Genomic DNA, 14788 nt, shown 5'->3' with positions numbered 1-14788 from the left:
TAAATGTCGCCGTTCACAAATTAATGTCGTCTTTCACACATTAATGTCGCTCTTTCACTAATTGGTGTCGTGGGTAATTTGAGATAACCGTTCACAAACTAATGTCGCAATATTAGAGACTTCTCGACTGTGTACGGTGACTAGTCAACATCAGACTTACCAAATAGAACACCATAAGCTTAAGTTTAACTCAAGCTTTAAAAACTTTTACTGTACCTTACTTAAACAGAGAATTTTTGTTCTTTGATTTCGCAAAAAATTAGTCCAACCACCATGCTTGGCAGTAAAAGTTAAGCAGGACGGAGTTGAACCCTTTCAACCCATACCTAATATCTTGTAATCTTTATATTTCCACCGTGGCTCCTCCCAACTAACTTTCAACCCGCTCAACACGGGAAGGGTCATTGTAACCCAATTGCCATGAGGATAGCCATCATTCCAATCGCCTTTCAATCCGCTCAACACGGGAAGGGTCATTGTAACTCAATCAAAACTCTTTGTAATTTTTTCTCATGATAATCGCAATTCGTAAAAACTCTTGTAGAACAGTGATATGTCGCGTCTGGTTAGAGATGAAATAATCTTTAAGAGAAATCCCGCCAAAATCTTCCATCACCAACGCATAGCCATTTTGATACGGTTCCAAGCTGTAGGTTTGGATGATTAGAGGTGAGTTGAGATTTTTAGTTATGGTGTACTGATTACGAAACGATAAGAGTTCGCCAAAACTCGGATAAGGATTTTTGAGCAATTTAATCACTACAGGTAATGAGTCAGTTTCTCGATAACCGCGATAAACCAGGGTTCGAGAACCGTTGTAGAGTTGTTCACTAACCTTGTATCCAGGAATACTGACTGTAGTGAGAAACATACTGCTAAATTCTAAAGATTTCAAGATTTAGTGTTCCCTGATGGGTGAAGTAATTCATATCTATAGCTTTTTTGCGTTTGATCTGGGTGTTGCGATCGCTTATGCTAAATTTAGTTTGATTTGCATTATCTTCTGTGGACAAAAACCGCGAACCGTTTATTAGTCTGGCACTTTACCACGCCTTTAAATGGTCAGTCGTCAGCCCCATGCTTCACGCTTATTTTCGGGGCCATATTTATGGTGCGGAAAATGTCCCCAAATCAGGGCCTCTATTAGTAGTAAGTAATCACGCTAGTTATTTCGATCCACCCATTGTCTCTAATTGTGTACGTCGTCCAGTGGCGTATATGGCTAAGGAAGAGTTATTTAATATCCCCGTTTTGGCGCAAGCGATTAAATTGTATGGCGCTTACCCAGTCAGCCGCGGAAATGCCGATCGCAATGCCATCCGTTCCGCCCTAGAATATCTCAATAAAGGTTGGGCTGTCGGTGTTTTCTTGCAAGGTACTCGCACCCCAGATGGTCGAATTACAGACCCCAAAAGAGGCGCACTGCTGCTAGCGGCGAAAGCAAAAGCCCCAATATTACCAGTAAGTGTCTGGGGTACTGAAGGGATTTTACAAAAAGGAGCGCCCCTACCTCGTGCAGTTCCCATCACAGTCAGAATTGGTAACTTGATTGCTGCTCCTAGTTCCAGTAATAAAGAGGAATTGGAAGCGTTGACACAAAAGTGTGCCACAGTAATTAACGAAATGCATGATTTAGGACGATGAATCTAGAGATACTACAGATATATGCTTTAGGGAGGTAGCGATCGCTATTAGATTACTCTAATCTTAAACTCTATTCCTCTAGCAATAAAGTAAAGGACTGCCAACAAATAACTCTCAATCTTACAGGGCGGCTAACTTAATCGAGCTAAACAACTAGCGTTTTTATGGCTTAATTACGACGAATTACGAATTATGAATTATTATGAGCGGCTTTGAAGCCAAGAATTTTTGGGAGCGATTAAATAATCTGGCATTAGTTCGCTTTTTGCTTTTGGTTGCTTCTGGCTGGGCAATTGTACAACTTTTAGCTTATTTTGAATCGGTCATTGTTATTTTTACATTTGCGGCAATTTTAGCTTTTTTGCTCAGTTATCCTGTACAGGGGTTGCGGCGTTTTTTGCCCCACGGTGTAGCTGTTGGTGTAGTTTTCTTGCTCAGTATTGTGATTATAGGCGGTCTGATAATTACTGTGAGCTTAACGGTTTTATCTCAAGGACAACAATTAATTAATAGTATTACTGCATTTTTAAATTCTTTAGTACCTTTATTAGAGGGAATAGAAGGATTTTTGCGTAACCGTAATTTACAGATAGATTTAAGTTTTATTGAAGAACAATTGCGGAATCAAGCTGTATCCACTCTTGTTACTAGTTTAGCCATTTTACAAGGCTTTATGACAAACTTTGTAACTTTTATCTTGATTGCAGTTGTGGCTTTTTTCATGCTATTAGATGGAGATAAACTGTGGAATTTTATTTTAAAAATAGTACCTAAACGGCGCCGTAATAGATTTACAAATATCATCAGAAGGTCTTTTTTAGGATTTTTTAGAGGTCAATTGCTATTAAGCGCATTTTTAACAGTTTCAACATTTTTAGTGTTTTTACTATTAAAAGTACCTTTTGCTTTGATATTGTCAATCATAGTCGGAATTGTTGATATCATTCCTGGCATAGGAGCAACATTAGGAGTAAGCACAGTTACTCTATTCGTGTTATCTCAAGGTGTTTGGTTAGCAGTCAAAGTATTAATAGCTTGTATTGTCCTCCAGCAGATACAAGACAACTTGATTGCGCCCAGAATTATGCAAGGCGCGCTGAATCTCAATCCTGTAGTGGTGTTTTTTGCTTTACTAGTAGGAGCTAGAGTAGCAGGATTATTAGGTGTTTTTATATCTATTCCCATCGCTGGAGTAATTGTGTCTTTATTTGAAATTGATGAAATGAAATCTGAAGTTTAGTTATTGGTTATTTGTCATTTGTCATTTGTCAGGAACTCGGAACTAGTGAATAATGTAAAAATAGCCATTTACAAATAAACATTGGGAAGTAATGTCGGATTTAAGAGCGGAATTAACAGAAATTTTGGATGAGGCAGAGTGGGAATGGTTAATTCCTCATGTACAACGAGATGCAGTAATTTTGGTAGCGCTTGAGCTAGACTTGGTGGATGTTGGAGTAGCGATCGCCAGCGATAACATTCCATCAGTGGAACAATGGATTGATAAACAATTAATTACCAAACCCACAACAGTACAGGTGGGAGAATGGAATGGCGATCGCAGTAAACGATTTAATACTCTCATCGTTCAACCTTACGTTCTAGCCCAAGAAATACTTGCTGCCTAATTCGTTTCTGTGTTTTTTTCGATGGCAGTTGGTGTTGGCGTATTTTATCAGAAAAGATAGTTTAATGTGCCAGTTATTACTTGGCTATTGCCACGGACTAGCTGGCTGATTTGATTAAAGCAAAATTTTCTCCTTTAAAATTTATCCATCTAGGAGCTAGAATTGTTACCATAATTTCAGATTAGATGTTGAAACCTTGATCCAATCTGAAACCTTAGAATTATTAGAATGGCCTCGCCTGTGCCAGCACCTTGCCACCTTTGCCGCAACTAAGCTGGGGGCGACAGCTGCGCGTCATCTGAAAATACCTGATTCTCAGACCCAAAGCGAACTGTTGTTAGAGCAAACCAAAGAAATCTACCAACTGGAAAGTCGCCTGACCACGGGACTATCATTTGAAGGAATTCAAGATATTGGCGATTCCTTAGAACGAGCAGAACGTAGTGGAGTTTTGGCAGGGGAAGAACTGTTAGCGATCGCCACCACTCTCGCTGGTGCGAGAAATTTACGCCGTGTCATCGACAATCAGGAAGATTTGCCGATATTGACTGAGTTGGTTGCCGATTTGCGGACTTATCCCGAACTAGAGCAGGAAATTCACCGCTGTATTGATGAACGGGCCCAGGTAACTGACCGCGCGAGTCAAAAACTGGGAGAAATTCGTACAGATTTGCGGCGAGTACGCAGCCAAATTACCCAAAAGCTGCAAAATATTTTACAGGCAAAATCTGGGGCAGTTCAAGAACAGCTGATTACCCAACGGAGCGATCGCTTTGTTATCCCCGTAAAAGCACCTCAAAAAGATGCTATTCCTGGCATTGTCCACGATACCTCTACCAGCGGTGCCACCTTATATGTGGAACCGAATTCAGTAGTGCCTTTAGGCAACCAACTGCGGCAGATTATCAGAAGAGAGCAAGCTGAAGAAGAAACGATTCGCCGCGTTTTGACCGAACAAGTAGCCGCAGTCAAACCAGATTTAGAAAGGTTATTAGCGATCGCTACTACTTTGGATTTGGCAACTGCGAGATCGCGATATAGTTTCTGGCTAGGAGCGAACCCCCCGCGATTTATCCAGCGCGAAGAGAGGGAAATGATTACCTTGCGGAACTTACGACATCCTCTGTTAGTGTGGCAGCAACAGCACGAACAAGGGCAACCAGTAGTTCCTGTAGATTTATTGATCGGCCCACAAATTCGGGTAGTGACAATTACCGGGCCCAATACTGGCGGTAAAACTGTAACCTTAAAAACCTTGGGGTTAGCAGCATTAATGGCCAAAGTGGGTTTATTTGTCCCTGCCCGCGAACCAGTAGAAATACCTTGGTTTGATAAAGTGCTGGCAGATATTGGCGATGAACAATCCTTACAGCAGAGCTTATCCACATTCTCTGGACACATCCGCCGCATTAGTCGGATTTTGGAAGCATTGGGGAATGGGGAAGTAGAGGAGCAGGGGAGCATACTTCGACTACGCTCAGTAACCGGGCGAGCAGGGGAGCAAGAGGCAGGAGACAGGAGGCAGGAAACTGGAGTTATTTCTCCATCACTCAGCACTCAGCACGGGCTAAACCTTAGCTATCCGCTAACAGCACTCGTTTTGCTTGATGAAGTCGGTGCAGGAACCGATCCAGTTGAAGGTAGTGCCCTAGCGATCGCCTTGTTGCAATATCTCGCTAATCATTCCCAGCTAACGATCGCTACCACTCACTTCGGCGAACTAAAAGCCCTGAAATACGAAGACGATCGGTTTGAAAATGCCTCTGTAGAATTTGACGAAAGTACTTTGTCGCCTACTTATCGTCTGCTATGGGGCATCCCCGGACGTTCTAACGCCCTGACAATTGCCCTGCGCTTGGGATTAAAAGCAGAAGTAGTACAACAGGCAAAAACCCAAGTGGGAGAAGCCACAGATGAAGTTAACCAGGTGATTGCTGGGTTAGAAGCGCAACGCCGCCGCCAGGAAACCAAAGCTGCGGAAGCCCAAGTTTTGTTGCAGCAAGCGGAACGTTTATATAAAGAAGTATCTGCAAAAGCCGCAAGTTTGGAAGAAAGAGAAAGCAGTTTGCGGGCTTCACAGGAAGTAGCAGTCCAACAAGCGATCGCTCAAGCAAAAGGTGAAATTGCCCAAGTAATCCGCCGTTTGCAGAAAGGTACGCCCACAGCCCAAGAAGCGCAGCAAGCTACCAATGCTTTAAATCAAATTGGCCAGCAATATCAGCCAGTAACGCCAGCCAAACCAAAAGTCGGGTTTATGCCCAAAGTAGGCGATCGCATCCGCGTTCCCAAACTGGGACAGATAGCAGAAGTGATCGTTGCCCCTGATGAAGATGGTGAGTTAAGCGTTCGCTTTGGGCTAATGAAGATGACTGTGAAGTTGGAAGACGTAGAATCTCTAGATGGTCAAAAAGCCGAACCAGTTGTCAAACCCAAACCAGCCCCAGCAGCAGTAACCCCGCCACCACAAAATGTCCCAGAAATTCGGACTTCCCAAAATACCATCGATTTGCGTGGTAAACGCGTGGCTGATGCTGAATACATTTTAGACAAAGCCATTTCGGAAGCTACAGGCCCAATCTGGATTATTCACGGCTATGGCACTGGTAAGCTACGACAAGGAGTTCACGCCTTTTTGCAACAGCATTCCAGAGTGAACAACTACGAACCAGCAGAACAAGCAGATGGCGGTAGTGGTGTTACCGTTGTTCATATAAAATAAAGTTCACTTGCAAACGGTAATCCTGAGAATCTAGAGAGAAAATACCAACCAAGATTTACTATTTGCAAGTCTCTTTACGAACGCCACCTTTAATACCCCATTGTGTTATTTGGATACAGTAGACCTCTTGCAAAAGTGTCTTTTGCAAGAGGTCGGGAAAGAGGGAAAGGTTAAAGGGTAAAGGAAAATTCTATCCCTTTTCCCTTTAACCCTTACCCTTTACCCGACTTATGCAAGAAGTCCAGTGATGGTAAAAGAACGCCAAATTGTAGCTTGAAAGTAACCGGATACTGCGGCGCTACAGTGTAGAAGCTAATGACAGCAAGCGTAACACGGGGATAAAAAGTGCAAATCACTAAGCGCAATGTTGAATTAAGAGTAGATGGCAGCTTAATGCGTGTTTATGTAGCGGCTCCCAAAGCAGCAGGAAAATACCCTGGTATTGTCTTCTACAGTGATATTTATCAGTTAGGGGATGCAATGATTCGTCTAGCTAACTACTTAGCAGGATACGGCTATGTAGTAGCAGCCCCAGAAATTTTTCACCGAATTGAACCAGTTGGTTTAGTAATTGAGCCAGACGATCTGGGACGGATGCGGGGTAATGACAATGCTCGTCGAACCTCCGTAGCTGAATATGATGCTGATTGCCTGGCTGTGATTGAATTTCTGAAAACAGAGAGTGTGGTTTCTCCAAATCAAATAGGCACTCTCGGCTTTTGTATTGGTGGACATTTAGCTTTCCGTGCAGCATTTCAAAGCGAAATTCGGGCTTGTGTTTGCTGTTACCCGACTGGGATTCCCAGTGGTAAACTGGGTAAAGAGGTAGCCGATACAATCCAGAGGGTAAATGAAATTAAAGGCGAGATGCTAATGGTGTTCGGTACTCTTGACCCTCATATACCAGAGAGCGATCGCCAAACCATAATAAAAGCAATTGAGAATGCTAACATACCTCACCAAGTTTTCTTGTACGAAGCAGAACATACATTCATGCGTGACGACGGTTATCGTTATGATTCTAGTGCTAGCACCGCAGCTTGGTCTGAAATAATAACTTTCTTGGGGCGCATATTTGCAGACTGAAAACTCTTATTATTGCTTTCTTCGCGTCAACTTTGAGTTGTCTGCAACGCTAACAAACCAGCACCATAAGCAGGTTCATGCCTCGGAAAAATTACGTTTACATTAGGAAACTTCTTAATAAGAGACGCTGCAAATCTTTCATGGATCTTGCATCTACCGCGCCACACGCTTCCTGTTGTAACTACTTCTAAAACTGAGTCAGTAGTAAAAATTGCATCAATTACTGTAGATGTAGCTTTTACGAACTCTTTGACAGCATCATCAATTATGATATTCGCTACTATATCACCTGATGCTGCTGCAAAATCTACAACTGGTGCTAAAGCCGCTATCTGTTTAACTTCCCATCCTCGCCGATATATTACTTCTATTAAATTTTCTATACTTTCTAAATCAAGATGCTGTTTGAAAGCCTCTACTAAACTCGTTGACATTTCCCGTCCATCATAAGATTTTAATGCTGCATTCATGCCTGCGATCGCAATTTTATAGGCGCTACCTTCATCTCCTAAAATATACCCCCAGCCGCCGACTCGCTTGGTATCTCCCTGATGATTTCGCCCGAAAACTATCGAACCAGTACCTGCTGCAACCACAATTCCTACAGCCTGACCAATTCCACCAACTAAAGCAATTAAAGCATCGTTATAAATTACAATATTCACTGGCTGTAATGCCCAAGTAATAGGCAGAGATTTGTTATTCTGTAACTCTTTAACTAAACCTTTTACTACTTCGATATCTGCTGCACGACCTACACCTGCTAAACCCAGACATATCGCGTTAATATTCACGGTATTTGTAATTATTGCTGCCTCAACCGCATTATGAATTGCAGATTGAATAGATTGTAGAGTGACTTCTATACCTATACTCTGATAATTAGACGGGCCTGCTTCACCACGACCTAGCACTTGATGCAAATCATCCATCAAAACACAAACAGTCTTGCTACCGCCGCCATCTATTCCCAAAACATAACTCATGATTCGGTAATAATGTTAATTATTCTGACGCTTTGGTTCTTCTTTTAAAGGTATAAAAAATAGAGTAATCATCCCAGGAATGGTCAGCAAACAAACCAAAATAAAAAATAATGGATAGCCAAAAGCTTTTTGCAGATAACCACTAATTAAACCTGGTAACATCATTCCTAAAGCCATGATGCCAGTGGAAATAGCAAAATGAGAAGTTTTATATTCACCTTTGCAAATATACATTAAATAAACGCTAAAAGCTGTAAATCCAAACCCATAGCCAAACTGCTCTAAGGAAACCAAGGGATACACTAATGTTAGCGAAGGTTTCGTGTAAGCCATGTACACATAAAATATATCAGGTAAGTTCAAAGCTAAGGCCATAGGAAATAAACATTTTTTTAATCCATATCTAGAAATTAGTAAGCCTCCTAAAATTCCTCCACAAATCAGGGATATTACTCCAAATGTCCCGTAGACTAACCCGACATCTGATGTTGATAGCCCTAAGCCTCCTACTTCTGGTTTGTCCAATAAAAATAAAGAGGCTATCTTCACCAGCATTGCTTCACCAAGTCTGTAGAGTAAGATAAATGCTAAAATATTTATAATTTTATCTTGAGCAAAATATGAGCTAATTATTGACCAAAAAGGTATATTTTCCCTAGCTTGTATTTGTCGTTGGTTGTCTGATTCAGGTAAAGGTAAAATTAGGCGATGCGAAATAAACAAAATTGCCAAAATTAAAGCTGAGAAGCCAATAGCTATAGTCCAGCTTAAAGGAATGTTATTGAGAGATACTTCAAGTTTACCTGCTAAGACTACTAAGATTCCAGAGCCAAAAATGACAGCCATTCTATAAAACAAGGAGCGAATGCCAACAAAAAACGCTTGTTGTTCTGGAGATAAAGCCAGTAGATAGAAACCATCTGTGGCAATGTCATAAGTTGCAGAAATAAATGCTCCTATTGTTAATGTTACAAGGGAGATAAAAAAGAAGTTGGGTAGTTGTAAGGATAAAGCTATCAAACCTAAACAAGCGAACATGGCAAATTGGGTATAAAGTATCCATTTGCGTTTGGTAGAGTAAATATCAACGATTGGGCCCCAAAACATTTTGATGACCCAAGGTAGATAGAGAAAACTTGTCCATAAGGCAATTTGAGTATTATCTATTCCGAGCTTTTTGTAAAAGATTACGGAAACTGTATTGATGATGATGTAAGGTATGCCAGAGGCAAAGTAGAGGGTGGGTATGTATGTCCAGGGTGAAGGAGTGGTGGTTTGAGGTTTCATATTTGCCTCTAATTATCGATGCTATTAAAATTAGCATCCAATAGGACACCAATAGGATAAGTTATCTGTAATTTCCTCTTCCGAAAGGCGGATTCCTACACCTCCAGGTATAAACTTATCGCTACCATTGTTATATAGCCATGCTCCCCAAACCTGAGTCATTGACTTGCCATCAATTTCTAATTTAGGAAAATCTAAAAACTCTTGATACACATATTTTTGTTGTGTATACCAAGGGTCATTATTACTACTACGCACAGAAATATTTCCTGAATTAACTGCAAACCCTCCTTCACCTTCTCTTCCTAAAATAGGTTTGGCAAAGTATGAATTACCTATTGCTGTTGCACTCAGTGATGTTTTAGGGAAATATTCCCAGACTGTCGCAGCATCTTCGTCAGAAAAAAAGTCATATCCCAAATCTGTAATTAGGGCAAATACACTCTTTGGTTGCAGTGCAAAGGCAGAACCAAAGTTCACAATTACAATTTTATTCTCAAAAATTAGTTGCTCTAGAGCCGGCCATAATCTTTCACCTTTTTCATCAGTATCATGGATTAGCCATTCCACTGGATACCACATAAAGAGTATATCTATTGGTTTCTTTGTTCTCTGGTCAAATAGATACTCACCATCTTTGATGCCAAGATATTCTAAGGGTAAAATGGTACTTTTGGACTCCAAGTAATTTCTTAGCCATCGCATAGTACCTAAATCTTCCGCATTATTCAAAGCTGTAAATGCTACGCGACAGTCTGTAACTGGTTTACCCAAATTTAATGCGGCTCTATTTACATGCTGATTAAGTGTTATTTTTAATATTTTTTGAGCATCTAAATCTGGTTCTTGCAATCCAAAATGTCTGGCAACTTTATTATTGCCATCCGTACACTCAAACCAGAAACTAGGAGTTTGGGGATTAGTTTCTACTACCTTTTTTATCCCTTTTTCTTGATTCCAGCACCAGTCAAGACGCATACAAAATGGTGCGAGAAAGTCATATTTAACTAACTTGATGGTAGCTTCCGGAAATCCATAGTAAAGTAGTGTATCCTCATCAAGAGTGCGGATAATTTCCCACGCTTGGGTTAAAACACTACCGACTAATTCCGACGCTTGCTGGATTTCTTGTATCGTCTGCGGTAAAACTTGATGGCAGTAATAAAGAGCATAAGGTGTTTCTTGGTCAGTTAGAGGTATACCTGTTCCTTCTTCAATAGGAGCAAAGTTGTACCAACCCATTTTCATCGACTGAAATAGACGCTTTCGTTGAGGACTGTTGAAAATATTCATAACTCTCTTATCCACCCGCATGACCACCGCGACCGAAACTACCAAAACCACTACGGCCCTTGGCAGAACCTCTGGAAGTCCCGACCTCCGATGAATCACCAGAACCGGATCTTCTAATGCTACTCCCACCAGAGTAACCACTCGATCTGCCGCTACTATTAGATGAGGGTGAACAGTTATTGGGTTGTTGTTTAGGGTTCGCCGACGTTGTGGAGATGCAATCTGACTGTCTTGCTTCTGGGGTTGTCGCACAAGAAGCAAGTAGCGATACAGTCATAACTAACACTATGAGTTGAAATAAACCTGGTTTCAATTTCATGAGTCTTTCTGGATGAATATACAGATGTCAGCTACGGAATTTATGCAAGATAACTACAAGGGTCAAAAATAGATTTCGCATTTCCAGATAGATTTTTTAAGGGTACATCCACGATTTCGAGAATTGCTAAACAAACCCTCTCCAACCCTGTGGCAAAATTTATTAGAGTCCTTCCATAGTTAGTTTGCCCAGCATGACCGTAACCATTCCCAATCTCCCCAGTCTCTACGACCCCTTTTCTACCGAAGCCAAGTGGCAAAAATTCTGGGAAGACAACCAAGTTTACAAAGCTGACCCCAACAAAGGTGGCGAACCCTACTGCATCGTCATTCCACCGCCGAATGTCACTGGCAGTTTGCACATGGGTCACGCTTTTGAAAGTGCGTTGATTGATACCCTCGTGCGCTACCACCGGATGCAGGGACGCAATACCCTGTGGCTACCGGGAACTGACCACGCCAGCATTGCTGTGCATAGTATGCTGGAAAAGCAACTCAAAAAAGAGGGTAAGAATCGCTACGAGTTGGGGCGCGAAAAATTCTTAGAACGCGCTTGGCAATGGAAGGCGGAGTCTGAGGGAACAATTCTTAATCAGCTACGCCGCTTGGGTGTCTCGGTGGACTGGTCGCGGGAAAGGTTTACCCTGGATGAGGGTTTATCTAAGGCTGTTGTCGAGGCATTTACTCGCCTTTACGAGGAAGGCTTAATTTATCGTGGTGAATATTTAGTTAACTGGTGTCCAGCTTCTCAGTCAGCTGTGTCTGATGTGGAAGTGGAAAATCAAGAGGTGAATGGAAATCTCTGGCACTTCCGCTATCCTCTCACCGATGGTTCCGGTTTTGTAGAGGTGGCGACAACGCGACCAGAAACTATGCTAGGTGATACAGCAGTAGCGGTTAATCCCAATGATGATCGCTACAAACATCTCATTGGCAAAACTATAACTCTGCCAATTCTACAACGAGAAATTCCCATCATTGGCGATGAATTTGTTGATCCTACCTTTGGCACGGGTTGCGTGAAAATAACTCCCGCCCATGACCCGAACGATTTTGACATGGGTAAGCGTCATAATCTGCCGTTGATCAACATTATGAATAAAGACGGCACTCTTAATGCCAATGCTGGGGAGTTTCAAGGACAAGACCGCTTTGTTGCTAGAAAAAATGTGGTTTCTCGCCTAGAAGCAGATGGCTTTTTGGTGAAGATAGAAGATTATAAGCATACCGTTCCCTACAGCGATCGCGGTAAAGTACCCATTGAACCCCTACTCTCGACTCAGTGGTTCGTCAAAATTCGCCCCTTAGCTGACAAAACTCTCGAATTCCTCGACCAGCAAACTTCCCCAGAGTTTGTCCCCCAACGCTGGACTAAGGTCTATCGTGATTGGCTAGTAAAACTCAAAGATTGGTGTATCTCTCGCCAATTATGGTGGGGACACCAAATTCCGGCATGGTACGCTGTTAGTGAAACCGATGGACAAATTACCGATAACACGCCCTTTGTAGTAGCGAAATCGGAAACTGAAGCTTGGGAAAAAGCTAAATCACAATTTGGCGAAAATGTCAAGCTAAAACAAGACCCAGATGTGCTGGATACTTGGTTTTCTTCTGGACTTTGGCCATTTTCGACTTTGGGCTGGCCGGAACAAACTCAGGATTTAGCAACTTACTACCCAACTACTACTTTGGTGACAGGCTTTGACATCATCTTTTTCTGGGTAGCCAGAATGACTATGATGGCTGGGCATTTTACGCAGCAAATGCCTTTCCAAACAGTTTACATCCACGGCTTAGTGCTGGATGAAAAAGGTCAGAAGATGTCAAAGACCAAAGGTAATGGGATTGACCCGTTGTTATTAATTGACAAATATGGTACTGATGCCCTGCGGTATACCTTAATTAGAGAAGTAGCTGGTGCTGGTCAAGATATCCGCTTAGAATACGATCGCAAAAAGGATGAATCGGCATCGGTAGAGGCATCGCGCAACTTTGCAAACAAATTGTGGAACGCTGCCCGGTTTGTAATGATGAATTTGGATGGACAAACGCCGCAACAATTGGGGAACCCAGTAGCCACAGAATTGAGCGATCGCTGGATTATCTCGCGGTATCATCAAGTTGTTAAACAAACCACCAATTACATCGATAATTACGGTTTAGGGGAAGCAGCAAAAGGACTCTACGAGTTTTTTTGGGGTGATTTCTGCGATCAGTATATTGAACTGGTAAAATCCAGATTGCAAGCGGATGCCGATCCAGTATCGCGGCGGGTAGCACAGCAAACCCTCGGCTACATACTAGAAGGGATTATGAAACTGCTTCATCCCTTCATGCCTCATATTACCGAGGAAATTTGGCAAACTCTCACCCAACAATCAGCAGATTCCCCGCAAACTTTACCATTGCAAATCTATCCCCAGATAGATGCAAACTTGATTGATTCAGATTTAGAAGAACAGTTTGAATTACTGATTGCTACTATCCGCACAATTCGGAATTTGCGGGCTGAAGCGGATATTAAACCAGGGGTCAAAGTAACAGCGAATTTGCAAACTGAAAGCGAGAAGGAACGGGAAATTCTCACTGCTGGACAAGATTACATTAAAGATTTGGCGAAGGTTGAGACTTTAACCATTACCGACAAGCAAGAAAACCAAACTGTTGCTGCGAAAAAACCTCAAAGGGGTTTGAAGACAATTGGCTTAATTATCGTGGCCATTATCTTTGGTAGATTGGGTTTAGCTGCGGGAAATGCCATTGATGACATTCCCATCGTCGGAACTTTCTTTGAACTAGTTGGTTTTGGTTACACAGCGTGGTTTGTTAGCCAAAATTTATTAACTGCTCAAGCTAGACAAAAGTTATGGAGACAGTTTTTTCCGCAGAAAGAATTAGAACAATCACAAGAACCAGAAAATGCGATCGCAGGTGTAATTGGTACAATACAGGTGCTCATTCTTCTAAGCGGTGTGGTAGATATTGAAGCTGTACGTGCCAAGCTAGAAAAGAGCTTGAGTAAAGCTGAAGCCGAAGTTCAATCCCTGAGTACCAGATTAAACAATCCTAGTTTCGTAGATAGAGCTAGGGCTGATGTGGTACAGGGGGCGCGGGATGCCTTAGCAGAAGCACAGAAGCAAGCTGAAATTTTGCGCGATCGCCTCAAAGGGTTGTCGTAGCGATCGCCTGCGTGGCTTAGGATAACTGTAATGGGTAATGAGATTATTAATTCTCAATTACCCATTACCAATTAACAAGATCCAAATCTCAATTCTGGGACTTATTATTTTATTAAAATTTTTTAATTTTTAATTTTTAATTTTTAATTGGAGCGAAGCGACCCTCATGCTATATCTAGCCCAGGTGCGTAAAAACGATTTTTTAGACCAGCACCAGTTACGCTTATTGGCGCGTCAAGAAGCTGATAACTTGTGGGCGATAATTCCCGAAGAAGCTTTCATTCTGCTGGGAAAGGGAAAGATCATGAGTGAGAACTTGCTTGTTTTAATAGAACTTTCCCCTACAGGCGACATTGAAAGACTAGAAGATGCCACCAACTGGGTACTCAATCTGGTACAAAACTACCTTACCATCGGCATTACCCCAGAATTTTTGCAGCACGAGGCCGAACGAGCAGAACATTGGCGACAATCTTTGACGTTGCAAAATCAAGACTTAGCAAGGCGTTCCTTAGAGTTAGAAGCCAGACGCGAACAAATTCAAGCCTTAGAAGAAAGCCTCAAACGCGAGAAAAATGGTTATTCCCAAGAGGAAAGTTAAAAGTTTGCAGTTATGTTGCACTTAAATGTGTATTTATAAAAGATTAC

Annotated in this window: 12 protein-coding genes and 1 pseudogene; 7 read left to right on the top strand and 6 right to left on the bottom strand. The window is 41.9% G+C overall.

What is annotated here, in order from left to right; translation table 11 throughout:
- Window positions 1-315: 315 nt before the first annotated feature.
- Both V7K53_RS18725 and V7K53_RS18720 read right to left on the bottom strand, forming a co-directional pair.
- Window positions 316-477 (bottom strand): hypothetical protein, encoded by a 162-nt coding sequence (locus V7K53_RS18725; RefSeq protein ID WP_335198967.1) that lies wholly within the window; start codon window positions 475-477, stop codon window positions 316-318.
- Between the two features lie 34 nt (window positions 478-511).
- Window positions 512-871: pseudogene (locus tag V7K53_RS18720) on the bottom strand (hypothetical protein); the annotation flags it as partial.
- 134 nt (window positions 872-1005) lie between these two features.
- On the opposite strand from V7K53_RS18720, the gene V7K53_RS18715 reads away from it, so the two are divergent.
- The 5 genes from V7K53_RS18715 (at window position 1006) to V7K53_RS18695 (ending at window position 7077) form a co-directional block, all read left to right on the top strand.
- Window positions 1006-1644: a lysophospholipid acyltransferase family protein gene (locus V7K53_RS18715; protein WP_335198966.1), complete on the top strand. Its 639-nt coding sequence runs from the start codon at window positions 1006-1008 to the stop codon at window positions 1642-1644.
- Window positions 1645-1846: 202 nt separating this feature from the next.
- A complete protein-coding gene (locus V7K53_RS18710; RefSeq protein WP_335198965.1) occupies window positions 1847-2884 on the top strand; it encodes an AI-2E family transporter in 1038 nt (345 codons plus the stop codon).
- 91 nt (window positions 2885-2975) lie between these two features.
- Window positions 2976-3272, top strand: coding sequence for a DUF2288 domain-containing protein (locus tag V7K53_RS18705; protein WP_322673329.1), 297 nt, complete (start codon window positions 2976-2978; stop codon window positions 3270-3272).
- Window positions 3273-3468: 196 nt separating this feature from the next.
- A complete protein-coding gene (locus V7K53_RS18700) occupies window positions 3469-5991 on the top strand; it encodes an endonuclease MutS2 (RefSeq protein WP_335198964.1) in 2523 nt (840 codons plus the stop codon).
- Between the two features lie 345 nt (window positions 5992-6336).
- The gene (locus V7K53_RS18695) at window positions 6337-7077 is read left to right on the top strand and encodes a dienelactone hydrolase family protein (protein WP_335198963.1); all 741 of its coding nucleotides are present in this window, start codon (window positions 6337-6339) and stop codon (window positions 7075-7077) included.
- Between the two features lie 26 nt (window positions 7078-7103).
- Here V7K53_RS18695 and V7K53_RS18690 read toward each other — a convergent pair whose 3' ends face one another.
- Genes V7K53_RS18690 through V7K53_RS18675 form a run of 4 tightly spaced genes read right to left on the bottom strand, consistent with a single transcriptional unit; the run spans window position 7104 to window position 10962 of the window.
- A complete protein-coding gene (locus V7K53_RS18690) occupies window positions 7104-8063 on the bottom strand; it encodes an N-acetylglucosamine kinase (RefSeq protein ID WP_335198962.1) in 960 nt (319 codons plus the stop codon).
- 15 nt (window positions 8064-8078) lie between these two features.
- On the bottom strand, window positions 8079-9350 hold the full coding sequence (locus tag V7K53_RS18685) for an AmpG family muropeptide MFS transporter (protein WP_335198961.1): 1272 nt from the start codon (window positions 9348-9350) through the stop codon (window positions 8079-8081).
- A gap of 30 nt (window positions 9351-9380) precedes the next feature.
- The gene (locus tag V7K53_RS18680) at window positions 9381-10643 is read right to left on the bottom strand and encodes a glutathionylspermidine synthase family protein (protein ID WP_335198960.1); all 1263 of its coding nucleotides are present in this window, start codon (window positions 10641-10643) and stop codon (window positions 9381-9383) included.
- A 7-nt stretch (window positions 10644-10650) separates the two neighbouring features.
- Window positions 10651-10962, bottom strand: coding sequence for a hypothetical protein (locus V7K53_RS18675; RefSeq protein ID WP_335198959.1), 312 nt, complete (start codon window positions 10960-10962; stop codon window positions 10651-10653).
- Window positions 10963-11155: 193 nt separating this feature from the next.
- On the opposite strand from V7K53_RS18675, the gene V7K53_RS18670 reads away from it, so the two are divergent.
- Together V7K53_RS18670 and V7K53_RS18665 are read left to right on the top strand one after the other, a co-directional pair.
- On the top strand, window positions 11156-14140 hold the full coding sequence (locus tag V7K53_RS18670; protein WP_335198958.1) for a valine--tRNA ligase: 2985 nt from the start codon (window positions 11156-11158) through the stop codon (window positions 14138-14140).
- A 166-nt stretch (window positions 14141-14306) separates the two neighbouring features.
- A complete protein-coding gene (locus V7K53_RS18665; protein ID WP_335198957.1) occupies window positions 14307-14741 on the top strand; it encodes a hypothetical protein in 435 nt (144 codons plus the stop codon).
- Window positions 14742-14788 lie beyond the last annotated feature (47 nt).

Source organism: Nostoc sp. (assembly GCF_036917355.1).
GTDB lineage: Bacteria > Cyanobacteriota > Cyanobacteriia > Cyanobacteriales > Nostocaceae > Nostoc.
Note: the sequence above shows the minus strand (reverse complement) of the source record. Positions and strands in the feature narration are given on the sequence as shown.

Excerpts from the sequence above, each read along its gene's own strand:
- V7K53_RS18705 (WP_322673329.1), top strand. The coding sequence starts at position 2,976 with ATGTCGGATTTAAGAGCGGAATTAACAGAAATTTTGGATGAGGCAGAG.
- V7K53_RS18725 (WP_335198967.1), bottom strand. The coding sequence starts at position 477 with ATGACCCTTCCCGTGTTGAGCGGATTGAAAGGCGATTGGAATGATGGC.
- V7K53_RS18680 (WP_335198960.1), bottom strand. The coding sequence starts at position 10,643 with ATGAATATTTTCAACAGTCCTCAACGAAAGCGTCTATTTCAGTCGATG.
- V7K53_RS18685 (WP_335198961.1), bottom strand. The coding sequence starts at position 9,350 with ATGAAACCTCAAACCACCACTCCTTCACCCTGGACATACATACCCACC.
- V7K53_RS18690 (WP_335198962.1), bottom strand. The coding sequence starts at position 8,063 with ATGAGTTATGTTTTGGGAATAGATGGCGGCGGTAGCAAGACTGTTTGT.
- V7K53_RS18675 (WP_335198959.1), bottom strand. The coding sequence starts at position 10,962 with ATGAAATTGAAACCAGGTTTATTTCAACTCATAGTGTTAGTTATGACT.
- V7K53_RS18710 (WP_335198965.1), top strand. The coding sequence starts at position 1,847 with ATGAGCGGCTTTGAAGCCAAGAATTTTTGGGAGCGATTAAATAATCTG.
- V7K53_RS18665 (WP_335198957.1), top strand. The coding sequence starts at position 14,307 with ATGCTATATCTAGCCCAGGTGCGTAAAAACGATTTTTTAGACCAGCAC.
- V7K53_RS18670 (WP_335198958.1), top strand. The coding sequence starts at position 11,156 with ATGACCGTAACCATTCCCAATCTCCCCAGTCTCTACGACCCCTTTTCT.